The organism is Bombella mellum (assembly GCF_014048465.1).
GTDB classification, from domain to species: Bacteria; Pseudomonadota; Alphaproteobacteria; order Acetobacterales; family Acetobacteraceae; genus Bombella; species Bombella mellum.
Map to the genome: position 1 here is coordinate 529,026 of NZ_PDLY01000001.1, position 23,232 is coordinate 552,257.

The following is a 23,232-nucleotide window of genomic DNA, read 5'->3' on the forward strand; positions in this document are numbered from 1 at the left end:
GTCAGAGAGGGGTGCGGTAGGAGAGAGCCTCTGCCGCATGGTGTTTCCGCACGGTCTCCGTGCCGTCAAGATCGGCGATCGTGCGGGCGACACGGAACATCCGTGTGATGCCACGATGTGAGAGTTTCATCCGCAGTGCCGCCTGTTCCGCAAGAGCCAGGGCGTCCGCCTCGAAGAGGAATCCTTCAGGTGACATGGTGCTGTTGCAGGCTCCCTGCCGCTCCATCTGCCGGTCATAGGCTGCCTGCACCCTGGCCCGTATCTCTGCACTGCTTTCCCCCGTGGGGGCACGGCTGATGGCTAGCGGCGAGAGTGAATGGATGTGAACGCACAGGTCCATGCGGTCCAGCATCGGGCCGGAGATGCGGGCCGTGTAGTCCTGCGCACAGCGTGGTGCCCGGTTGCAGGCCCGTTCGGCATCATGGACATATCCGCAGCGGCAGGGATTCATGGCGGCCACAAGCTGGAAACGGGCCGGATAGTGCGTATGACGTGCCGCACGGGAGATGGTGACCTCGCCTGATTCGACAGGCTGGCGCAGTCCTTCCAGACAGTTGCGGGGGAATTCGGGGAATTCATCCAGAAACAGCACGCCATTATGGGCAAGGCTGACCTCGCCGGGCATGGCTTTCGGGCCACCGCCGACGAGGGCGGGCAGCGTGGTGTTATGGTGCGGTGCCCGATAGGGCGGACGGCTGACGAGCTGCCCGGCAGGCAGCAGCCCGCCGATGCTGTGGATGCGGCTGGTCTCCAGTATCTCGGCAGGAGTGAGGTCCGGCAGGATGCCGGGCAGGCGGCTGGCCAGCATGGATTTTCCAGACCCCGGAGGGCCGGACATGAGCAGGGAGTGACGGCCCGCTGCGGCGATTTCCAGCACCCGACGGGCCTGCATCATGCCTTTCACGTCCCGGAGATCGGGGCCGTAATCGGGAGGCTGGGGAGCAGGCGGGGGTTCATCCGGCAGGGGCTGTTCTCTGCGGAGATGGCCGATCAGGGCCTTGAGGGACGGTGTCGCCACGATGTCGAGGGTCGGATGTCCCCAGCGTGCCTCCGCCCCCTGTGAGGCGGGGCAGATCAGTCCCTGTCCCTGGGTTGATGCCGTCAGGGCGGCACAGAGGATGCCGTTGACGGGGCTGACCGTACCATCAAGGGCGATTTCCCCTAGGGCGGCCAGGGTGGCCACGGATTCGGCAGGGACGACATTCATGGCGACCAGAACGCCAAGGGCGATGGGGAGGTCGAAATGTGCTCCCTCCTTGGGAAGGTCCGCCGGCGTGAGGTTGACGAGGATCCGTTTCGGGGGGAGGGCCAGCCCCATCGCCGAGAGGGCCGCCCGGACACGCTCCCGGGATTCGGCGATGGCCCGGGCGGGCATTCCGACAATGATGAAGGAAGGAAGCCCGCTGGAAATCTGGACCTCCACCATGACGGGCAATGCGTCGATTCCGGAGAAGGTGAAGCTCTGGATGCGGGCGAGGGAGGGGGGCATGACCGTCATGGCAGCGGGGTGTCCTCATGGGCCGGACATGCAGCCGCCCGGCAGCGGGGGCGGCCGGGCGGTGCAGGTTCTGAAGGGCCGGAGTCGGAGGAGAACGTCAGTCCTCGGCGTGGATCGGCCGGATGGACCGGGCACGCAGGGTACCCTTCAGGGTGCGGAGCTGTTCCAGCAGGGCCTTCTCAAGTTCGGGAACGTCCTGCCCCTCCTGTGCCTCGGCCTCCGTCACGACATAGCCAAGCTCCCCATCTGTCTGGAGGAACTGCGCCGTCAGATTGCAGGCGGCCTTGGCGAAAATGTCGTTGATCTGCCCGAGGATGCCCGGCTGGTTGGAATGGACATGCATGAAGCGCATCCCGCCGGGGCGTTCACCCAGCTGGACCTGCGGGAAGTTGACGGCACCGATGGTGGACCCGACGTCGGAATATTCCACCAGCTTCTGGGCGACCTCGACGCCGATGCGCTCCTGGGCCTCCATGGTGGACCCGCCGATATGCGGGGTCAGCAGCACGTTTTCCAGCCCCTGGAGCGGGGTCGTGAACCGTTCCTGGCTGCTCTTCGGTTCCACGGGGAAAACGTCGATGGCCGCTCCCATCAGATGGCCGTCCTTCAGGGCACGGGCCAGGGCCTCAAGGTCGACGACCGTGCCACGGGCGTTGTTGAGCAGGATGGAGTTTGGCTTCATGGCCCGGATTTCGGCCTCGCCGATCATGTTCTGTGTTTCTGGCGTTTCGGGAACATGCAGTGTCACGATGTCGGACTGGCCCAGCAGCTCCTCCAGAGAGCTGACGGCAATGGCGTTGCCGTGTGGCAGGCGGGGAGCGATGTCGTAGAAGAGCACCCGCAGGCCGAAGGATTCGGCCAGGACGGACAGCTGGGACCCGATGGAGCCGTAGCCCACGATGCCGACCGTCTTGCCCCGGACTTCCCACGCATTGTTGGCGGACTTTTCCCAGCCCCCCCTGTGGCAGGCCTCCGAGCGGGATGGAATGCGGCGCAGCAGCATCACGATCTCGCCCATGACCAGCTCCGCCACGGAACGGGTGTTGCTGAACGGCGCATTGAAGACGGGAATCCCGGCCATACGGGCAGCGTTGAGGTCCACCTGGTTGGTGCCGATGCAGAAGCAGCCGATGGCCATGAGGCGGTTGGCCGAGTTGATGACATCGGCCGTCAGCTGCGTACGGCTGCGGATGCCGACCATGTGGACACCCTGAAGGGCCTCCTTGAGGGCCTCACCTTCCAGTGCGCCTTTCAGCCGGGTGACAGAGGCGTAGCCCTGCTGCTCCAGATAGTCGGCGGCACTGTCGTGGATGCCTTCCAGCAGAAGAATCTTGATTCTGTTCTTGGCGAGGGAGAGGGGCATGTCGGGTAACCTCATCGTGGTAACCGGGTCAGCAGGCGTGACCTCATGAAGAATCGTTATCTATGTGTAATGGACATAACGTCAGGTGGAAAGGGCTTCCATGGCCTCATCACGCAGGGGTGTGCTGGCACAGGCCAGCACGGTGCCGTCACTTTCCAGTGTCAGCGGGGCGCCGGACCAGTCCGTCAGGCTGCCACCGGCTCCCCTGATGATGGGGGCCAGCGGTCCCCAGTCCCAGGGTTTGAGCGTGTCTTCGGCAATGAGGTCGATCTGTCCCAGAGCCAGCAGCCCGTAGGCATAGGCGTCTCCTCCCCATGAGGTCCGGCGGACCCTTTTCTGGAGAGACTGGAACTGCCGGAACCGGTCAGGGCGGAAGATTTCCGGTGCCGTGCAGGAAAGTTCGGCGTCCCTGAGGGAGACGGTCTGCCGGGTGCCGATGGTGCCGGGCATGTGCGGGGCGATGTAGCGGCTGGGTTCGCCATCCAGTCCCAGCCAGCGTTCATTGGTGACGGGCTGGTCGATCAGGCCCAGTACGGGGCGGCCCTCATGAAAGAGCGAGATCAGTGTCGTGAAGCTCGGCCTGCCGGTCACGAAGGAGCGTGTGCCGTCGATGGGGTCCAGCACCCAGAGCCAGTCCTGTGTCAGGGCACCGGAGGTTCCGGCCTCTTCCCCGAGGATGGCATGATGGGGAACGTGTTTTTCCAGCATGGCCCTCATGGCCGCCTCAGCCTCCCGGTCGGCCCGGGTGACGGGGCTGTCATCGTCCTTGGCGATGATGGTGAGGGACTGGCGGAAATAGGGCAGGATGACCTGTCGGGCGGCATCGGCGCAGCTCTGGGCAAGGGCCAGATGGGAGGAAAGATCAGACTGACGCATGAGGATTGTGCCTTTTTCCTGATGGGCTGATTGACGTGGGCAGGGCCGCACGGCAATCAGGGGTCATGCAACCGATTATTGTCATTCCCTCCAGAATTGCCTCCACAAGGCTTCCACGCAAGGCTCTGGCCGAGATTGATGGCGAGGCCATGATCATCCACGTTGCCCGTCGGGCCGTGGCCGCCGGGCTGGGGCCTGTCCTCGTGGCGGCAGGTGATGAGGAAATCCGGGATGCCGTGGCAGGCATAGCGGGTGTGGACGTCATCCTGACGGACCCGGCCCTGCCAAGCGGGTCGGACAGGGTGCAGGCGGCGATCGAGGTCTACGACCCGCAGGGGCGGCATGACTGCGTGATCAACCTTCAGGGAGACCTCCCCCTTGTGGAGCCGGAGACCCTCCAGCAGGCCCTGCGTCCGCTGGCAGAAGGGCGGTTCGACATCGGGACGCTGGTTGCCCCGGTGCAGGGTGCTGCGGAGCGTGATGCCGACTCGGTCGTGAAGGTGGCATGCAGTTTCAGGGGTGATGATGACGTGGCCCGGGCACTCTATTTCTCCCGGTCCGTGATTCCGTGGGGTGAGGGCGTGTACTGGCATCATGTGGGTGTCTATGCGTGGCGTCGTGAGGCTCTGGCCCGGTTCGTCACCCTGCCGCCTTCCGGGCTGGAGGAACGGGAAAAGCTGGAGCAGCTTCGTGCGCTGGAGGCAGGCATGACGATCGGCTGTGCCCGGATCGCCACGGCCCCTCTCGGGGTGGACACGCCGGAAGATCTCGTGAGGGTCCGGGCCAGGGTCGGGGAGCGGGCTTCATGCCGGTGATCGCATTTCAGGGGCGGCCCGGAGCCTATTCCGATCTGGCCTGCCGGGCCACACGTCCGGGCTGGGCCACGCTGCCCTGTCGCAGCTTTGCCGAGACGATCGAGGCCGTGCGGGATGGTCTGGCGGATGAGGCCCTTCTGCCATGCGAGAATTCCCTTGCCGGTCGTGTGGCGGAGATCCATGCGCTGCTGCCAGAAGCGGGACTGAAGATTGTGGGGGAGCATTTCCAGCGGGTGGAGCACTGCCTGTTGGGCGTGAAGGGCGCACGGCTTGAGGATGTGAGGCGTGTCCATACGCACCCCGTGGCGATGGCGCAGGTCCGGGGTCTTCTGGCACGGCATGATCTGGAGCCGGTGACGGAGTTTGACACGGCGGGAGCCGCCGAACTGGTGGCAGGTTGGGGGCGCAGGGAAGAGGCGGCGGTGGCGTCCTCTCTTGCCGGAGAGCTGAACGGGCTTGAGATTCTTCTGCGTAACGTGGAGGATGCCGCCCACAATACCACCCGTTTCTACCGTGTGGCTCCCCCGGATGCCGTGGTGGAGCATGTGGCGGGCCAGCTCATGATGACGACGCTGATCGTTCATGTCCGGCATGTTCCGGGAGCTTTGTGTGACGTCCTGAGCTGCTTTGCACGGCATGGGGTCAACATGACACGGATTGAGAGCTATATGCTGGGTGGCTCCTTTGAGGCATCCCGGTTCCTGATGGACATTGAGGGGGCACCGGATGATCGGAAGGTGCACGATGCCCTCCGGGCACTGGCCGGGGCCAGTCAGGATCATCATGTTCTGGGAACCTATCCCCGGAGTGCCTTCCGGGATGAGATGTGACCTTCCTACGGAGGGGAGGTCTCACTATAATGCAGTGCCGGGCTGGCGGGACCAGCCATGATATTGACGAGCAGGGACAAGGGCGGAGACAAGAGATGGCGCAGAATATTAACGAACGTTACCGTGGGTCGCTGACCGCCCTGATCACTCCCATGAAGAAGGATGGTGCGCTGGACGAGCAGGCGGCCACCCGGCTGATCGAGCGTCAGATCAAGGGTGGTACGACGGGTCTCATTCCGTCCGGGACGACCGGGGAAAGCCCCACGCTCTCCCATGAGGAGCATGGCCGTGTCGTGGAGCATTGCGTGGAGGTGGCTGCCGGGCGTGCGCTCGTGATGGCGGGTGCGGGTTCCAACAGCACGCACGAGGCCGTGGGCATGGCCCGCCATGCCCATAAGGTGGGGGCCGATGCCCTGCTGGTGGTCGTGCCCTATTACAACAAGCCGACGCAGGAAGGGCTGTACCGCCATTTCATGACGGTGGCTGATGCCACCCCGCTGCCGCTTTGGTTGTACTGCATCCCGGGCCGTTCCGTCGTGGACCTGACGCCGGAGACCCTGGGCCGTCTGGCTAGGCATCCGAACATTGTCGGTACGAAGGACGCCACGGCCAATCTGGCCCGTCCGCTTGCCGTGCGGCGGGAGGCCGGGGCCGATTTCAACCAGCTTTCCGGCGAGGATGGGACCATCCTGTCCTTTCTGGCTGCCGGCGGGCATGGCTGCATCAGCGTGACGTCCAATGTGGTGCCGGACCTCTGCTCCCAGCTTCACCGTCTCTGGCAGGAAGGGAAGGTACAGGAGGCCATCGCCCTTCAGGACAGGCTGATGCCGCTGCATGATGCGCTTTTTGCCGAGACCAGCCCGGCCCCGGCCAAATATGCCATGTCCCGCCTCGGGCTGTGTGAATCTACCCTGCGCCTGCCGATGGTGGAGATCACCGAGGCGACGAAGAAGCGTGTGGATGCCGCCCTGCATTCACTCGGGCTTCTGGATTAAGACGAAGACAGATGGCTGCCAGCAAGAAAAAGACAAAAGGCGGACTGATTTCCCACGGCATTGCCGCACAGAATCGGAAGGCCCGTTTCAACTACACCATTCTGGAAACGGTGGAGGCGGGCCTCGTTCTCAAGGGGCCGGAGGTGAAAAGCCTGCGGATGGGCCGTGCGACTCTGAGCGAGGCCTACGCCATCGAGCGGGATGGCGAGCTGTGGCTCCTGAATTCATATATTCCTGAATATCAGGGAGGCGTGCTTTCCCGGTTTGACACACGGGCACCACGCAAGCTGCTGCTGCACCGCAAGCAGCTGGCCAAGTACATAGGGGAAATTACCAGGGCGGGGGCATCGCTTGTCCCTCTGGATATCCATTTCAATGCCCGTGGCGTGGCCAAGGTGACCCTCGGTCTCGGCAAGGGGCGCAAGAAGGAAGACAAGCGGCACGCCATTGCCGACCGTGACTGGCAGAGGGACAAGGCCCGTCTGCTGCGCAACAAGGGGCGCGGGGACTACTGACGGTTCAGTGAGGGAGTTCTTCAGGGCTTCCTCCTCGGCATCTGGCACGGTCCTGGTGGCCGGACATGAAAAACCCCCACGGTCAGGGCAGACCGTGGGGGTTTCTGCGTCAGGATGGTCGCCCTGAATTATTCGGCAGTGATCTGCACGGCCTCGGGGCCCTTGTGACCCTGCACGACCTTCATGCCGATCGGCTGTCCGTCAGCCAGACCATGCAGGCCGGACCGCTCCAGAGCCGAGGCGTGGACGAACACGTCCTTGCCGCCATTCTCTGGCGTGATGAAGCCGAAACCCTTGGTGGTGTTGTACCACTTGACGATTCCACGCATCTCCTCGGCCTGGGACAGGTCCGGGGCAGGGTGGAAGCGTTCCTGACGCATGGGAGCGGCAGGGCGGCGGGGGGGTTCTGCCATCGCCGTGCTGGCATCGACAGAAATCACCTCGGCAACCTGACGGCCTTTGGGACCCTGGCCGACACGGACGACAACGGTCGTACCCGGAGCAGGTTCGGTATGGCCGAGGGAACTGAGCGTGTTGGCGTGGAGGAAGACATCCCCGCTGCCGTCGCTCAGGCCAACGAAGCCGAACCCGCGTTCGGTGTTGAACCATTTGACGGTGCCGGTGATTTCAGGACCAGTCGGCGTGATCTGCGGGCCACCACGACCGCCGCCACGGCGGGGGGCACCACCGCCGAAGCCGCCGCCACGCGGGGCATCGTAACTGCCGCGATCATCAAAATAGGAAGGCTGGGTCATGAAATCGCGGTCAAAGCCGCCGCGGCGGGAGGAAAAGGAGCTGCGGTCGGATCTATTATTTCTCAAGGGTCTCGTCCCGTATTGGGGTCATCAGGGAGGAAACAGTCATCCTGCCTCCTCGGGTCATTCAGCTGGAAGCATGACTACATGTTCCACTTGTCAAAGTAGCATGTTTTTCCAATTACGCCACAAGGAAAAAGATGAAAATTTGATAATTTTTCCATCCCGTTATTGGGAAGTATTTTTTAAAACATAATTATTCTATATTTAAGTATAAAGATGAAGATAATGGATGTCTGTGAACCAGTAAATATTAATGAATGGTTCACTTGTTCTGGTGGTTTCCTAGCCTGATACAAGCAGTCTGTCCGGCACGGCCCGGTCGAACAGATGCAGGAGGTCCTGAAGGGCCGTTCCTCTTGGTCCTGTCAGGTCAGGGTCACGGGTGAGTTCACGCTGGCTGTCCTGCCGCATGGCTGTCAGGAGCAGGGAGAGGCGGGTCTGGTCGGCCAGCCGGAAGCCTGGCAGGCCGGACTGGCGGTTGCCCGTCAGGTCGCCACCACCACGGATGCGGAAATCCTCATCGGCGATCAGGAAGCCATCCTCCGTATCCCGCAGGAGGTGGAGGCGACGCTGGGCCGTGAAGCTGGTGCCCTCACTGTGCAGCAGCAGGCAGAAGGATTTCTGTGCTCCCCGCCCGACACGGCCACGCAGCTGATGCAGCTGGGCAAGGCCGAAGCGTTCGGCCTGTTCGATGACCATGATGGTGGCATTGGGAATGTCCACGCCGACCTCGATGACCGTGGTGGCGACCAGCAGGCGGGTCTGGCCTTTCTGGAAGGCCGTCAGGGCGTTCTGCCTCGTGTCGATGTCCTGCCTGCCATGAGCCAGCCCGATGATGGGGCCGAAACGTTTCGTCAGCTCCGCCCAGCGTTCTTCTGCCGCTGCGGCACTCTGCGTTTCGCTCTCCTCGATGAGGGGGCAGACCCAGAATATCTGCTTCCCCTGGTCCAGGGCCCGTTTCATGCCGGCGAAGATGTCGTCCAGCTTGCCCATGTTGTGCACGGTCGTATGGATGGGCTGGCGACCGGCCGGCTTGCTGTCCAGCCGGCTCACGCCCATCTCGCCCCATTCCGTCAGCTGCAGGGTGCGGGGGATGGGTGTGGCGGTCATGACGAGCAGGTCGGTGGCTGGTCCCTTGCTGGCCAGCCTCATGCGCTGCTCCACCCCGAAGCGGTGCTGCTCGTCGATGACGGCCAGGCCGAGGTCGGCAAAGGTGACGCCATCCTGAAAGAGTGCATGGGTGCCTATGGCGATCTTCGCATGGCCATCGGCCAGTTTCGCCAGTGCGACCCGCCGTGCCTTCCCCTTGACGGAGCCGCTGAGAAACACGAACGGCACCGGGCACAGGGCCTCGCACGTGCTGGCATGCTGCTGGGCAAGGATCTCCGTCGGGGCCATGAAGGCGGCCTGTGTTCCGGCCTCGACGGCCTGGAGCATGGCCGTCAGGGCGACGAGTGTTTTTCCGGCCCCGACATCGCCCTGGAGTAGGCGCATCATGGGGGCGGGACGTTCCATGTCCGCTGCGATTTCGGCCATGACACGTCGCTGTGCCGGTGTGGGTTCATGGCCGAAACGCTCAAGCAGGGTACGGCGCAGGGAGCCGTCGCCCACCAGCGGGCGGCCCGTGCGTGTTCGGGCCTGCATCCGGGCCAGCCCCAGGCAGAGCTGGTCTGCCAGAACTTCATCAGCTGCCAGCCGGGCACAGGCACGCTCCAGAATGGGAGTGGGGTCGTCGTCGGAAGGCAGCGTCTCGGGGAAGTGCATCAGCCCAAGAGCCGTGGCGAAGCCGGGCCAGTTCCGTTTTTTCACCAGGGGCGGGTCCAGCCATTCCGGGAGGTCGGGCGGGATCAGGGCCAGGGCGGCCTGCATGGCTTTCCGCACGGTGGAGGGAAACAGCCCGGCCGTGAGAGGCCACACGGCTTCCAGCCACGGGAACCTGTCCCTTTTTCCCCAGGCCATGATGTGGTCCGGACGGGAAAGGGTCAGCCGGTCATGGTAATGCCCGACCCTGCCGGAAACGAGGATTTCTGCCCCTTCCGGCGGGAGGAAGAGCCGCCCTTTCTGGAAGAAGGTGATCTCCAGCGTGCCGGTGCCGTCTCTGGTGGTCAGGATGGTGGGCTGGGAGGAGCGGACGGGGCGGCGGATGCCTGTCACACGGACATGGCTCGTCAGGATGTCGCCCGCTGGCAGTTTCCGTCCTTCGGCGACGGTCATGAGCCTGCGCCGGTCGATCAGCTTTTCCGGCAGGGTGAAGAGCAGGTCGATGATCCGTCTGCCCCCGCTGATCCGGCCCAGCATCGTGGCGTGGCGGGGGCCTGTGCCCGGCAGGCTGCTGATGGGAGCCAGAAGTGGCGCAATCCGTGCGGAAGGGGGAGCTAGGGGCATGGCATCGGGGGGGCGGGTGGCTTCCGGGCTGACAGGGGGGCTGTGGAGGGCTATAGGGTAGCAGAACCGGCCGATAATAAAAATGTCCTTAGTTGGAGAGCCTGCCCTGATGCCTGCTGATCGTTCCGCCGTTGCGTCCTTTGGTCCGACAGTCTGGGGGGTGCCCGATGGGGCGGTGGCGTTCCTGCTCCGCCAGCGTCTGGCGGAACATGAGGGGACGCTCGTTCATGTGGCGCATGATGATGCCGCCCTAGCGTCTCTGGCGGACATGCTGGGCTGGCTTGTGCCGGAAGTCACTGTCCTGCGCTTTCCGGCATGGGACTGCCTGCCCTATGACCGGATTTCCCCGAATCCTTCCATCGTGGCCGAACGTGCCGCCACGCTGAGCCACCTTCTGGAGCCACGGCCCAGGACGGGCCGCATCGTGCTGACGACCATCCATGCCATGCTCCAGCGTGTGCCGCCCCGTGCGGCCTTTGCGGGGCAGACCATCCATGTGAAGGTCGGTGATACGCTGGATGCGACCAGTCTGGCGGAACGGCTCGTGGGCAACGGCTACAGCCGTGTGGATACGGTGATGGAACGTGGCGAGTTTGCCATGAGGGGCAGCATTTTCGACCTCTATCCCGCTGATGCTGGAGAGCCTGTCCGGCTGGACCTCTTCGGGGATGAGGTGGATAACATTCGCAGTTTTGATGCCGCCACCCAGCGGTCCACGGACCAGCGGACGGAGTTCAGCCTGACGCCGGTTTCGGAATATGCGCTGGACCAGCCCAGCCTGAGCCGCTTCCAGACGGGCTGGCGGGACGTGTTCGGCGTGGGAGCGATGGAAGATGTCCTCTACCGCCAGCTTCTGGAGGGACGCAGGGCCAGCGGAGCGGAGCATTATCTGCCACTGTTCCATGATGGCGACGGCCAGCATATGGAGACCCTGCTGGATTACCTGCCGGATGCCGCCCTGAGTTTCGAGCGGGACACGCCGGAAATCCTGACGGCACGGCTGGACATGATCGCTGATCATTATCAGGCCCGCTGTGCCGCCGGGCATGAGGGGGAGCTGCCCTATCGGCCCCTGCCACCGCACCGGCTCTATCTGAACCGTCATGGCTGGGACGGGATGCTGAAGGGCCACCCCACCGTCCTGCTGTCGCCTTTCGCCCAGCCCGATGGCGCAGAAGGTGTGGATGCTGGATACAGGCCGGGACCGGTCTTTGCCAGCATGGGGGGTGCCGGACGGGAAGGGGTCTTCCACCAGTTTTCCACCCATGTGCAGGACTGGGCGAAGCAGGGGCGGCGGACCTATCTGACGGCCTGGAGCAACGGCTCCCGGGAGCGGATCAGCAGTCTGCTGCGGGACCATGACATTCCCTGCGAGAGTTTTGATGACTGGGCGCAGGCGGCGGGCATGGCCCGTGGGGTTGTCGGGCTTGTCGTGCTGGGCATGGAACGGGGCTTCACCGGGGAGCGTCTGGCCTTCGTGTCCGAGCAGGACCTGCTGGGGGAACGTCTGGCCCGTCCGCCCCGGCGCAGGCGCAAGGGCAATGACTTCATCACGCAGATCGGCGAGATTTCAGAGGGCGATCTCGTCGTGCATGAGGAGTATGGCATTGGCCGTTATGTCGGGCTGGAGACGGTGCGGGAAGGGCGTGTGGCCCATGATTATCTCTCCATCCTGTATGATGGTGAGCAGCGGCTCCTCCTGCCCGTGGAAAATATTGATCTGCTGAGCCGTTTCGGCTCCGAGCAGGGTGCGGTGCAGCTCGACCGTCTGGGCGGCAGCTCGTGGCAGGCCCGCAAGGCGAAGATGAAAACCCGTCTGCGGGAAATGGCCGGCGAGCTGATCCGCACGGCGGCGGCCCGTGCCATGAAGGAAGCGCCCATCATGGCTCCGGCCGAAGGGATGTGGGATGAATTCTGCGCCCGCTTCCCCTTCATGGAGACGGAAGACCAGTCACGGGCCATTGCGGACGTTCTGGAGGACCTGAGCAGCGGAAAGCCGATGGACCGGCTCGTTTGTGGTGATGTGGGCTTCGGCAAGACGGAGGTGGCCCTGCGGGCGGCCTTCGTGGCGGCCATGTCCGGAATGCAGGTGGCGGTGGTCGTACCCACGACACTTCTGGCCCGACAGCATTACATCGGCTTCAGGAAGCGGTTCGAGGGTCTGCCGGTGAAGGTGGAGCAGCTCTCCCGCATGGTCTCGGCCAGGGAAGCCACGAAGGTGCGGGAAGGGCTGGCCGATGGAACGGTGGACATTGTCATCGGCACTCATGCGCTGCTCTCGAAAGCCGTGTCGTTCGAGCGGCTTGGAATGCTCATCATTGACGAGGAACAGCATTTCGGCGTGTCCCACAAGGAGAAGCTGAAGGCCCTGCGGGAAGACGTGCATGTGCTGACGCTGTCCGCCACGCCGCTGCCACGGACGCTTCAGCTGTCCCTCTCTGGTGTGCGGGAAATGAGCCTGATCGCCACCCCGCCGACGGACCGTCTGTCCGTACGCACCTTCATCACGCCTTTTGACCGGGTGATGATTCATGAGGCCATTCAGCGGGAACGCTTCCGGGGAGGGCAGGTCTTCTGCGTGGTGCCCCGCCTGACGGACATGCGGCACATGGCCGACCGGCTGCGGGAGATCGTGCCCGATGCCCGCATCACGGAGGCTCATGGCCGCCTTACTCCCACCGAGCTGGAAACGGTGATGACGGAGTTCTCGGAGGGGAAATACGACATCCTGCTCTCCACCAACATCGTGGAGAGCGGGCTGGACATGCCCCGGGTCAACACGATCATCATTCACAGGGCGGACATGTTCGGTCTCGGGCAGCTTTACCAGCTGCGGGGCCGTGTGGGGCGTGCCAAGCAGCGGGGCTATGCCTATCTGACCTGGCCGCAGACGCATGTCCTGTCGGCTTCATCCGTCAAGCGGCTGGAGATCATGCAGACGCTTGATTCCCTCGGGGCGGGCTTCACGCTGGCCTCTCACGACCTTGACCTGCGGGGGGCGGGGAATCTCTTGGGAGATGAGCAGTCCGGCCACATCAAGGAGGTGGGGATCGAGCTGTACCAGCAGATGCTTCAGGATGCCGTGACGGACCTGCGCCGGATGAGGAATGAAGGCGAGGAGGAAGATACGGGCTGGACGCCGAACATCATCCTCGGCCTGCCGGTGCTGCTGCCGGAGGACTATGTGAAGGACCTGCCCGTCCGTCTCGGCCTGTACCGCCGCATTGCCGCCCTGAAGGATGAGGCGGATGTGGACGCCATGCGGGTCGAGCTGGTGGACCGGTTCGGCCCCCTGCCGCAGGAGGTGGAGAACCTTCTGGATGTCGTGATGATCAAGAAGCTCTGCCGTGAGACGGGCGTGGAGCGGCTGGAGGCAGGCCCGAAAGGCATGGTCCTCCAGTTCCGCAGGAACAGGTTCGGTAATCCTGATGGCCTGATCCGCTGGGCCGCCCGCAATGAGAAGGCCGGTGTGAAGATACGGCCTGACCACAAGCTGGCCATGGTGCGGGAAATGACCAATGCCGTGCGGATCAGCATGGCCCGGAAGATCCTGTCTTCCCTGACCAAACTGCTGGAAAAGGTCCGCACGGCAGAGGCGGTGTGAGTGGCCTTTAGGGCATCAGGCCTGTGTGACGAGGAACGGGTCGGCGGCTGGGCCGAACAGCTCGTAATGGAGGCGTTCCCTGCTGATGCCCTGGTCCCGCAGGGCCTGGATCATGGTGGTCATGAATCCTGCCGGGCCGCAGATGTAGAAATGGGCCTGCCCGTCATCGTGATTTTTCAGCCATGAGGGGGTCAGCCGCCCGGTATGGTGGTTGATGCCCTGGCTACGTGGGGGAAGGGTGCTGACCTGACTGTAGAACAGGTCGGCCGTGAACGCTCCCTTGGCGGCAAGTTCATGGAGCCTGTCGGAGAAGATGGTCTCCGCCGGTGCCGTCGCTCCGTGGATGAGGTGGACGGACGGGCATGAGTCCTGTGTGGCCAGCGTTTCCATCATGGACATGATCGGCGTGATGCCGGACCCTGCCGAGATCAGGACCAGAGGGTGCTTCACCTGTGGCGGCAGGGTGAAATCCCCGGAGGGGGCAGAGACATCCAGCACGTCGCCTTTTCCGGCGTGGTCATGGAACCAGCGGGAGACGGTTCCCTCTTCCTGCCGCCGGATGGTGATGCGGTAATGGTCATCGGCCGGGGCGGAGGAAATGCTGTAATTGCGGCGTTCCGTTCCGATACCGGGAAGGTTCAGCCGGAAGCTGAGATACTGACCCGGCTGGTGCCGCATGACAGGCTGGCCATCCACCGGCTGAAGGATGAAGGACGTGGTGTCGGCCGTTTCCTCATGTCGGCCGGTGATGCGGAAGGGCCGCCATCCCGTCCAGCCGCCTCTGCTGTCGGCGTGCTCCTGATAGATCTGCCGCTCCCGGCCGATCAGCACCTCGGCCAGAAAACCGTAGGCGTCCTTCCAGGCCTCCATGATCTCAGGTGTGGCCTGATCGCCCAGAACGTGGGCAATCGCCCCGAGCAGGGCTGTGCCAACATGGGGATAATGTTCCGGCAGGATGTTCAGCCCGACATGTTTCTCGGCAATGCGCTCGATCATGTCCTTCAGGGCGGAGGGATCATCAATATGACGGGCATAGGCGAGGACGGCGAAGGCCAGTGCCTTGGGCTGGTCACCCGTTTTCTGGTGGGACATGTTGAAGAGGTCACGGATGTTTTCGTCGCTCAGGAGCCGACGGTACATCTCCTTCGTGATGTCGAGGCCGTGTGCCTCCAGAGCTGGAAGGCAGGCCTTGACGATGGTGCGTGTCTGTAAGGAGAGGGACAAGGGGATGATCCTTCTAAAAGATACATATAAAATACATGTTTTAAGATAGGCCCATGAAATCTCCTGTCAAGACCGGGGGAAACAGGCGACGAAATTGGTTGGCAACAGACATCTTTCTGCTAGTTTCGGAGACGGGAGCCACTGCCATCATGTCTCCTGTTTTTCATGCAGGCTCGGGATGATGCCGAACAGCTGTTATGATCGGAAGGAGCTCTCGGAATGCGTCTGACCCTCTACACTGACTACGCCTTCAGGTCCCTGATCTATCTGGAAACGCAGAAGGAGCGTCTGGTCTCCATTGGTGAGATCGCCCGTGTCTATGGGGTCTCGGAAAATCATCTGGTCAAGGTGGTGCACAGGCTGGGGCGGCATGGTTTCATAAAGACGCTGCGGGGGCGCAATGGCGGATTGCGGCTGGGGCGGGAGGCTGGGGACATCTATCTGGGGGATGTCGTCCGCTGCACGGAGGATGATCTTGCTCTCGTGGGCTGCATGCGTCGGGATGAGGAGGCGTCCGGCTGCATTCTGGTGGGGGGGTGCCGCCTGAAACAGACCCTCCTGAAAGCCCGTTTTGCCTTCATGAGCGTGCTGGATGAGGTCACCCTGGCCGATGTCACTGCTCCGCACGAGCGCAAGGTCCTCATGCAGGCCGTGCAGGAGCTGACGACCGGGCTGGAACGCTAGGGAGCGGCGTCTTCAGGGAGTGCGGTTCCGCCGGGCCATGTCAGGAATTCCCGCCAGTTCGCATCGGTGTTCTGGTAGGCGAAGGGGGCGCAGGTATCGAGTGTCTGCTCGACCTGAAGATGGGGCACGAAGGCGAGTCCAGCAATGGACAGGAACCTGTTGATCCCGCTGAAGGGGATTTCATGTTCGTGCAGTGCCCGGGCGATCCAGTTCATCGTGCCCACGACCATGGCACCGGGGCCGGTCGAGACCCAGACATTTTCAAAAGTCCCGGTTTCCAGAACATGCCGGACCCGCTGGAACATGGTTTCCATGATGTGCCGCATGAGGGGATGGCCCGCCTCCTGAATGAGCACGTCATTGTCGAGGCACCACGGGCTGCCGACGGAATAGGACAGCAGCGTCCTGAAATCCGTGCCCCTGGTGATGTCTGTCAGGGGAGCACGGGCCACCACGTCAGCATCAATGTAGACGCCACCTTTGAGGTTCAGATGACACAGCCGCCAGAAGTCCGACCTCATGGCCGGATGGGGGCAGGCGTCATACAGGGCCGTGATCTCTGTGCCGTAATGGTCCTGAATGAAGGTACGGGCGGAGGCGTCGCATTCCAGCTGGAAGGTGAAATCCGGATTGATGGCCCGAAGGCCGTCCATCGCCGCCCGCACGTCATCCGGCGGGTCGGGACTGTCCCAGAACTGGACGACATGTTTCGGGATGCTGCGGGGAAAGACCTGCGGGACGCAGCGGGAGAGGACCGGGAACTGGTTCTGCTCCACGCCCAGGGGGAGAAGCTCGAAACAGGCCTCCTGATCCCCTCTGAGAGCACCGTCATACAGGGCCTGAAAGGGGGCCGGATAGCCGCCGAAATTACGGCTCACCACGGAAGCCCGTGGCAATGACGTAAAGCTCGCTTGATTCCTTGCGGGAGGCGGGCGGCTTGACGTGCTTGACGACGGCAAAGTTGCGTTTCATCAGGTCCAGCATGTCTTTCTCGGACCCGCCCTGAAAGACCTTGGCGATGAAGGCTCCATCCTCCGCCAGGATTTTCAGGGCGAAATCCAGGGCGTTCTCGGCCAGGGCCATGATGCGGATATGGTCGGTTGCGGCATGGCCGGTCGTGTTGGGGGCCATGTCGGACATGACGAGATCAGCCCGTCCGCCCAGCATGGTCTGGAGACGTTCCGGCATGTCGGCCTCCATGAAGTCACCTTCGATGATCTCGGCACCCGGCACGGGGTCAACCGGCAGCAGGTCCACGCCGATCACCTTGGCGGCTCCACGTTTGACGGCAATCTGTGCCCAGCCTCCCGGGGCGGCCCCAAGGTCCACCACCCGGCTTCCGGGCCTGATGAAGTGGAAGCGGTCATCCATCTCCAGCAGCTTGAATGCAGCCCGGGACCGCCAGCCCTGCTGCCGTGCAGCCGTCACGTAGGGGTCGTTCAGCTGGCGGTTCAGCCAGCGTTGCTGCGCCGGCGTGCGGCCCCGTGCCTTGCGGAGTTTCACGGTCTGGGTCCGCAGTGTCTGGGAGGTGGCGGCGTCATCCGCCGTATCCCGGGTGCCGGGCGTGCGGGAGTGGCGCAGGGGTTTGCCGGGGATGCGGGGTGGTGTGGTACCGCCCTTGGACCGGCGGGAGGAAGGTGGCGTATGTTTCGGACTCATGAGGGGAAAGATAGGCCCTTCCCGTCGCCCTGCAAAGCCTGTCTGTTGCTGCGTGCTCCCCTTTGCCTGTAAGGGGGCGATGGAGAGATGAGCGGAAAGGCTCGGTTTTGGAAGAACGGGACAGATCTTGAGACAGTTTTACGCAGCTTTTGTTCTGGCCGCTCTGGCCCTGTGTGCCGGTGCCGCCCTGGGGTATGGGCACATGCCCAGCCTGTATGGTGCCCTCATGGGCATGGAGGGGGTGGGCATCCTCGCCCTGATGGAGACGGCTGAATCCATGGACAACGCCATCGTGGATTATGGCATCCTCAAGACCATGTCGCCCCGCTGGCAGAAGCGGTACATCAGCTGGGGGATGCCGCTTTCCGTACTGGGGATGCGGTTCCTGTTCCCCGTGCTCCTTGTCGCTCTGGTGGCTGGGCTGTCGCCCTGGCAGGCGACCCGTCTCGCCATCATGGAACCCCAGCGTTATGCCGCCATCATGCTGGGCGCACGGGACATGATCTCCGCTTTTGGAGGGTCCTTCCTGCTGCTGATTGCGCTGAACTATTTTCTGGATGATGACAAGACGCATCACTGGCTTTCATGGCTGGAGCGTCCGGCGGCCCGTCTGGGCGGGGTGTCAGCCCTGCCGGTCGGGCTGACGCTGGCGGTCCTCATGCTCGTCACCCGCCTGATGGGGCAGGGACATGACCCGATGTCCTTCCTGTTCTGGGGCTGTGGGGGGATTGCGGCCTATATTCTGGGCAAGGAAATGCTGGTCTGGTTGATCGGTGAGCCGGGGGCGTCCCGCATGGCGACCGGCGGGGGACTGCTGACCTTCCTGTATCTGGAATTCATTGATGCCAGCTTTTCCTTTGATGGCGTCATCTCGGCCTTTGCGATCACGACGGACCCGGTCGTCATTGCGCTGGGTCTGGGCGTGGGGGCGATGTTCGTCCGCTCCATGACGCTCTCCATGCTGAGAACGAACGCTCTGGCCGAATATGTCTATGTGGAGCATGGAGCGTTTTACACCATTTTCGTTCTCTCCCTGCTGATGCTGGTCAGCGTGCTGGTGGAGGTGCCGGAGTGGGTGACGGGGCTTGTCGGGCTTCTCCTGATCGGCGGGGCATTTCTGGCGAGTGCGCTCCGGCGTCCGGTAAAATAAGGAAAAATTTCTTCATTCCCCTTGCGCCGTAAGGGGAATGAGGCTAGAACCCCTCCAGCAGACGCCGCTTGGGAGATAGTTTAGCGGTAGAACTACCGGCTCTGACCCGGTCAGCCCTGGTTCGAATCCAGGTCTCCCAGCCAGTCATGTGGTGTGTTTGCTCCAGGGGGAAGCCCCGACCGCTTGGGAGATAGTTTAGCGGTAGAACTACCGGCTCTGACCCGGTCAGCCCTGGTTCGAATCCAGGTCTCCCAGCCATTTTTCTCAGACAGGTTAATCGTTCCGTTACATTCTGCCCATGGGGTGGTTTGCGTAACAGGGTGCGCCGCTGTAAGCAGAAGCTCCCTGACCGAGACTGGATTATGGTGAGACTGTGGCTGCAAATATTTCTCCTGACCTGATCGCCCGTTATGGCGGCAACCTGCCACGCTATACCAGCTATCCTACGGCGGTCAGTTTTTCTGATGCCATCGGGCCGCAGGAGGTGGCAGGCTGGCTGAAGGCTCTGCCGCCGGAACAGTCCGTCTCCCTGTATTTTCATGTGCCGTTCTGTGACGAGCTGTGCCGCTTCTGTGCCTGCAATACGGCGGTGATGCGGCAGGAAGAGGCACGGGCAGCCTATGGTGAGCTTCTGCTGGATGAGATGCGCCGTATTGTTGCGCTGGTCGGGCGGGGGCGTGTGGTCCGGCATCTCCATTTTGGTGGTGGCACACCGACAACCCTGCCGGAAACGGCCCTGCGCAACGTGATGGCCGCCGTGAGGGAGCAGTTCCGGTTGGTTGATGATGCTGAAATCGCCATGGAGATGGACCCCCGTCACGTGCCGGAGGGTATGCTGCCCCTGCTGGCAGAGCTGGGTTTCAACCGCATCAGTTTCGGTGTGCAGGACCTCGACCGTACCGTGCAGGAGACCTGCGGGCGGGTCCAGTCCTATGAGCAGACTCTGTCCTGCGTGCAGCAGGCCCATGAGGCAGGCGTGCACGGGGTGAATATCGACCTGATCTACGGACTGCCTTATCAGACGGTCGAAAGCGTGCAGGATACGGCCCGGCGCATCGCCGGGATGAGGCCAGACCGTCTGGCCGTGTTCGGCTATGCCCATGTGCCGTGGAAGCAGAAACGTCAGCAGCTCATTCCGCAGGACTCTCTTCCTTCCACGGAGGAGCGTGTGCAGCAGGCCGCCATGATCGACCGGGTATTGGTCGAGGCGGGATACAGGCCCATCGGGCTGGATCATTACGCCCATCCGCAGGATGCTATGGCCCATGCCCATGAGGCAGGCACGCTGCACCGCAACTTTCAGGGATATACGATCGATTCATCACCCGTCCTGCTGGGGATGGGGGCTTCCGCCATCTCCATGACACCGGATGGTTTCCATCAGAACATTCCTTCCACGGCGGCGTACATTCGGGCGTTGAAGGACGGTGATGGTCTTCCCGTTGCCCGTGGGGTGTTCCGTACGGAGGAGGACCGCTGGCGGGGGAAGGTGATCGAGACTATCATGTGCCGTTCCGGTGTGGACCTGACTCCCTACATCCCGGCAGGGCAGGGTCTGGCACAGGCCTTTGCGGAAGAGCTGGCGGAGCTGCGCTCCTTCGAGGAGGACGGGCTGATCCGTTGGGAGGGCAACCGGGTGAGTCTGACAGAAAAGGGCGAACCGTTCCTGCGGCATCTGGCAGCCGTGTTCGATACACGGCGTAAGGAGCTGTCGGCGGGAGACGGAGACAGGGCGGCTCCCCGTTTCTCCTCCTCCCTGTGAGGGAAGAGGGCTGTCGACCGTTTTCCTTTGCCTACGGTTGTAGAGTGCGTTATGAGACCCTGCCAACAGCTTGATTTCGCCTTCCGGGGAAACGGGCTGACCTAGTTGTATCGAACAGGACGCACGAGTGGGGGCGTAGGCATCATGACCAATTTCCAGAATGACAAACTTTACAGCCGTGTGCGTGATGCCCTGGCCTTTGATGATGTCCTGATCGAGCCGGTTGAATCATCCGTCCTTCCCGGTCAGGTCAGCACGAAGACACGTCTTACCCGCAAGCTGGAGCTGAACATTCCGCTGCTTTCTTCCGCCATGGATACGGTGACGGAAGAGGAAATGGCCATCTCCATGGCGCAGCAGGGCGGCATGGGTGTCATCCATAAGAACCTGACGCTGGAAGGGCAGGCCGAGCAGGTCCGCCGCGTGAAGCGTTTCGAGGCCGGGATGGTGGTCAATCCTGTCACGGTGGGGCCGGACCAGACGCTGAGCGAGGTCCATGAGATCATGGCCCATCACGGCATTTCCGGCCTTCCGGTCGTGGAGAAGAGCGGAAAGCTGGTCGGCATCCTGACCAACCGTGACATGCGCTTCACCGAGAACAGGAGCACCCGGGTGCGTGACCTCATGACGCATGAGGGGCTGGTCACGGTCCGGCACGGGGCATCTCCGGATCAGGCCCGCCAGCTGCTGCATGATCATCGGATCGAGAAACTGCTGGTCGTGGACGATGCGGAACGCTGCATCGGTCTGATCACCGTCAAGGACATGGACAAGGCCATGACCCATCCGCTGGCCGTGAAGGATGCGGAGGGGCGTCTGCTCTGCGCTGCGGCCATTGGCGTTGGGGAGGATGGTCTCCGCCGTGGGGCGGCTCTTGTCGAGGCGGGCGTGGATGTGCTGGTGGTCGACACGGCCCACGGTCATTCCCGTGGTGTGCTGGAGACCGTGGCCCGCCTGCGTGACAGATATGCCGACGTGCAGCTGATCGCCGGCAACGTGGCCACGCCGGAGGCTGCCAGGGCGTTGATTGAATCCGGTGCGGACTGCGTGAAGGTCGGCATCGGTCCGGGGTCCATCTGTACGACCCGTGTCGTGGCCGGTGTGGGTGTGCCGCAGTTCTCCGCCGTGCTGGAAACGGCAGCCGCCTGTCATGAGCTGGACATCCCGGCCATCGCTGATGGTGGCATCCGCACGTCTGGTGACATCGTCAAGGCCATCGGGGCCGGTGCCGATGTCGTGATGGTTGGCTCCATGCTGGCCGGGTGTGAGGAAAGCCCCGGCGAAAGCTTCCTGTATCAGGGGCGGACCTACAAGGCTTATCGTGGCATGGGGTCCATGGGGGCCATGGCCCGTGGCTCGGCAGACCGCTACTTCCAGGGTGAGGTGAGGGACACGCTGAAGCTGGTGCCGGAAGGGATCGAAGGCCAGGTGCCCTACAAGGGGCCGATGGCCGCCGTCGTGCATCAGCTGATCGGTGGCCTGCGGGCTGGCATGGGCTATACCGGCTCCGCCACGATTGCCGATCTTCAGGCCCGTGCCCGTTTCCGCAAGATCACCAATGCGGGTCTGCGGGAAAGTCACGTGCATGACGTGACCATCACCCGGGAAGCTCCCAACTATCGGCTGTAAGGGCCATTTTTCCCTTTCCTGATGAAAGGAAACGGAGTAGGCGGGGGCCATGACCCCCGCTGCTCGTCTTTCTGGTGCGATTGATCTGCTTTGTGCGATCCAGAACGCACCGCACCGTCCGGCTGATGCCGTTGCCAACAATTTCTTCCGTGAACGCCGCTATATCGGTGGTGGGGACCGCAGGGCCATCTCCACCCTTGCGTGGGACGTGCTGCGGGCATGGCGTCGGCTGCACTGGCATCTGCGGGCGGACCTGCGCTACCGGCATGAGGATGTTTCCCCGAGGCTGCTCTGTGCGGCCATGCTGCATTTTGTCGGGCAGCCCCTTCCCTCTATCCAGTCCCTTTTCAGCGGGGAGCGTTATGCTCCGGCCCCGCTGAGTGAGCGTGAAATGGTCATGCTGGAGGCTCTGGAAGGGCAGGACATCAGTAGCGAGAAACAGCCGCTGCCGATCCGGCTGGAATATCCCGACTGGCTGCACCCTTATCTGGTGGAAGATTTTGGTGACAGGCTGGAGGAGGAAATGCGGGCTCTCATGGGGGCACCTTCCCTGGACCTGCGGGTCAATCTGTTGAAGGGAACACGGGAGGAGGCCCTGCGCCGTCTCCGGCGGGAAGGTTTTCAGGGGGAACCGACGGCCCTTTCCCCGTGGGGCATCCGGCTGGAAGGGCGTCAGCCCGTCACGGCAGCGGCCCTTTTCCGGGAAGGGCTGGTGGAGATACAGGATGAAGGCAGCCAGCTGATCGCAGCTGCCGTGGATGCCAGACCGGGGCAGAGGCTGCTGGACTACTGTGCCGGTGCCGCCGGGAAGACGCTGGCCCTGGCCATGACGATGGAGAATAAAGGGCAGATCGTGGCCTGTGACGTCTCCCGGGTCCGGCTGGATGGTGCCACGAAGCGTCTGCGCCGGGCGGATGTCCATAACGTCACCCGCCATCTTCTGAGTGAAGGCGACAAATGGGCGAAGCGGCGGGAAGGCCAGTTCGACACGGTGCTGGTGGATGCCCCCTGTTCCGGCACCGGGACATGGCGGCGCAATCCTGATGCCCGCCTGCGCCTGACGGAAGAGGACATAAAGGAACTCTGCGCCAAGCAGGCGGCCATTCTGGACATTGCGGCCCGTCTTGTCCGGCCGGGCGGGAAGCTGGTCTATGCCACCTGTTCCCTTCTGGGGGTGGAGAACGGAAAGCAGATCGAGGCATTCCTGAAGCGGCAGGAGGCCTACACCCTGTTGCCCGTGGAGAAACGTTCCACCCTCCTGCCGGAAGAGCTGCGGCAGGAAGCCCTTTTCTCCCTGACACCCCACGGTTTCGGGACGGACGGTTTCTTCGTGGCGGCCATGGAAAAAACGTCCCAGAACTGAGCCGCATGGAAGGACGGGCCGTCCGGTCCCTTGTCTGTCCTCGTGGCGGATTTGTGCATCTG

General features: G+C 63.1%; 18 protein-coding genes and 2 tRNA genes. 12 read left to right on the forward strand and 8 right to left on the reverse strand.

Annotated features, from left to right (window positions below; all coding sequences use genetic code 11):
• Position 1: 1 nt before the first annotated feature.
• From CPA56_RS02310 to CPA56_RS02320, 3 genes are all read right to left on the reverse strand, one after another.
• Positions 2–1,498, reverse strand: coding sequence for a YifB family Mg chelatase-like AAA ATPase (locus tag CPA56_RS02310; protein ID WP_182040403.1), 1,497 nt, complete (start codon positions 1,496–1,498; stop codon positions 2–4).
• Between the two features lie 97 nt (positions 1,499–1,595).
• Positions 1,596–2,861 carry a phosphoglycerate dehydrogenase gene (serA, locus tag CPA56_RS02315; protein WP_182040404.1) on the reverse strand — a complete coding sequence of 422 codons (1,266 nt, stop codon included), beginning with the start codon at positions 2,859–2,861 and terminating at the stop codon, positions 1,596–1,598.
• 81 nt (positions 2,862–2,942) lie between these two features.
• Entirely contained in the window at positions 2,943–3,737 is a 795-nt protein-coding gene (locus CPA56_RS02320) for an inositol monophosphatase family protein (protein ID WP_182040405.1), read from the reverse strand.
• Positions 3,738–3,802: 65 nt separating this feature from the next.
• On the opposite strand from CPA56_RS02320, the gene CPA56_RS02325 reads away from it, so the two are divergent.
• From CPA56_RS02325 to smpB, 4 genes are all read left to right on the forward strand, one after another.
• The gene (locus CPA56_RS02325) at positions 3,803–4,552 is read left to right on the forward strand and encodes a 3-deoxy-manno-octulosonate cytidylyltransferase (RefSeq protein WP_182040406.1); all 750 of its coding nucleotides are present in this window, start codon (positions 3,803–3,805) and stop codon (positions 4,550–4,552) included.
• On the forward strand, positions 4,543–5,382 hold the full coding sequence (locus CPA56_RS02330; protein ID WP_182040407.1) for a prephenate dehydratase: 840 nt from the start codon (positions 4,543–4,545) through the stop codon (positions 5,380–5,382). Before CPA56_RS02325 ends, CPA56_RS02330 begins: the two co-directional genes overlap by 10 nt.
• A 95-nt stretch (positions 5,383–5,477) precedes the next feature.
• Positions 5,478–6,377 carry a 4-hydroxy-tetrahydrodipicolinate synthase gene (dapA, locus tag CPA56_RS02335; RefSeq protein WP_182040408.1) on the forward strand — a complete coding sequence of 300 codons (900 nt, stop codon included), beginning with the start codon at positions 5,478–5,480 and terminating at the stop codon, positions 6,375–6,377.
• Between the two features lie 11 nt (positions 6,378–6,388).
• The gene (smpB, locus tag CPA56_RS02340; RefSeq protein ID WP_182040409.1) at positions 6,389–6,892 is read left to right on the forward strand and encodes an SsrA-binding protein SmpB; all 504 of its coding nucleotides are present in this window, start codon (positions 6,389–6,391) and stop codon (positions 6,890–6,892) included.
• Between the two features lie 128 nt (positions 6,893–7,020).
• Here smpB and CPA56_RS09540 read toward each other — a convergent pair whose 3' ends face one another.
• Both CPA56_RS09540 and recG read right to left on the reverse strand, forming a co-directional pair.
• Positions 7,021–7,713: a cold-shock protein gene (locus CPA56_RS09540; RefSeq protein ID WP_326831285.1), complete on the reverse strand. Its 693-nt coding sequence runs from the start codon at positions 7,711–7,713 to the stop codon at positions 7,021–7,023.
• A gap of 279 nt (positions 7,714–7,992) precedes the next feature.
• On the reverse strand, positions 7,993–10,095 hold the full coding sequence (recG, locus tag CPA56_RS02350) for an ATP-dependent DNA helicase RecG (RefSeq protein WP_182040410.1): 2,103 nt from the start codon (positions 10,093–10,095) through the stop codon (positions 7,993–7,995).
• 109 nt (positions 10,096–10,204) lie between these two features.
• On the opposite strand from recG, the gene mfd reads away from it, so the two are divergent.
• Positions 10,205–13,699 carry a transcription-repair coupling factor gene (gene mfd, locus CPA56_RS02355; RefSeq protein ID WP_182040411.1) on the forward strand — a complete coding sequence of 1,165 codons (3,495 nt, stop codon included), beginning with the start codon at positions 10,205–10,207 and terminating at the stop codon, positions 13,697–13,699.
• A 15-nt stretch (positions 13,700–13,714) separates the two neighbouring features.
• Here the strand turns inward: mfd and hmpA are convergent, their stop codons facing one another.
• Positions 13,715–14,929, reverse strand: a complete 1,215-nt coding sequence (gene hmpA / locus CPA56_RS02360; RefSeq protein ID WP_182040595.1) for an NO-inducible flavohemoprotein — start codon at positions 14,927–14,929, stop codon at positions 13,715–13,717.
• 213 nt (positions 14,930–15,142) lie between these two features.
• Between hmpA and CPA56_RS02365 the strand changes: the two genes are divergently transcribed.
• Positions 15,143–15,607 carry an Rrf2 family transcriptional regulator gene (locus tag CPA56_RS02365; RefSeq protein ID WP_182040412.1) on the forward strand — a complete coding sequence of 155 codons (465 nt, stop codon included), beginning with the start codon at positions 15,143–15,145 and terminating at the stop codon, positions 15,605–15,607.
• On the opposite strand, the gene CPA56_RS02370 is transcribed toward CPA56_RS02365, so the two are convergent.
• Both CPA56_RS02370 and CPA56_RS02375 read right to left on the reverse strand, forming a co-directional pair.
• Positions 15,604–16,488 carry a glycosyltransferase family 32 protein gene (locus tag CPA56_RS02370; protein WP_182040413.1) on the reverse strand — a complete coding sequence of 295 codons (885 nt, stop codon included), beginning with the start codon at positions 16,486–16,488 and terminating at the stop codon, positions 15,604–15,606. The genes CPA56_RS02365 and CPA56_RS02370 overlap by 4 nt on opposite strands.
• Complete coding sequence (locus CPA56_RS02375; protein ID WP_182040414.1) at positions 16,475–17,266, reverse strand: RlmE family RNA methyltransferase; 792 nt, start codon at positions 17,264–17,266, stop codon at positions 16,475–16,477. Before CPA56_RS02375 ends, CPA56_RS02370 begins: the two co-directional genes overlap by 14 nt.
• A 127-nt stretch (positions 17,267–17,393) precedes the next feature.
• Here CPA56_RS02375 and CPA56_RS02380 point away from each other — a divergent pair, with 127 nt between their 5' ends.
• The 6 genes from CPA56_RS02380 (at position 17,394) to CPA56_RS02405 (ending at position 23,170) form a co-directional block, all read left to right on the forward strand.
• Positions 17,394–18,416, forward strand: coding sequence for a DUF475 domain-containing protein (locus tag CPA56_RS02380; protein WP_182040415.1), 1,023 nt, complete (start codon positions 17,394–17,396; stop codon positions 18,414–18,416).
• Positions 18,417–18,485: 69 nt separating this feature from the next.
• Positions 18,486–18,559: transfer RNA gene (locus CPA56_RS02385), tRNA-Gln, on the forward strand.
• A 41-nt stretch (positions 18,560–18,600) separates the two neighbouring features.
• Positions 18,601–18,674, forward strand: a tRNA-Gln gene (locus CPA56_RS02390).
• Between the two features lie 115 nt (positions 18,675–18,789).
• Positions 18,790–20,178: an oxygen-independent coproporphyrinogen III oxidase gene (gene hemN / locus CPA56_RS02395; RefSeq protein WP_182040416.1), complete on the forward strand. Its 1,389-nt coding sequence runs from the start codon at positions 18,790–18,792 to the stop codon at positions 20,176–20,178.
• A 144-nt stretch (positions 20,179–20,322) separates the two neighbouring features.
• Positions 20,323–21,807 carry an IMP dehydrogenase gene (guaB, locus tag CPA56_RS02400; protein ID WP_182040417.1) on the forward strand — a complete coding sequence of 495 codons (1,485 nt, stop codon included), beginning with the start codon at positions 20,323–20,325 and terminating at the stop codon, positions 21,805–21,807.
• A 49-nt stretch (positions 21,808–21,856) separates the two neighbouring features.
• Positions 21,857–23,170, forward strand: a complete 1,314-nt coding sequence (locus CPA56_RS02405; protein WP_182040418.1) for an RsmB/NOP family class I SAM-dependent RNA methyltransferase — start codon at positions 21,857–21,859, stop codon at positions 23,168–23,170.
• Positions 23,171–23,232 lie beyond the last annotated feature (62 nt).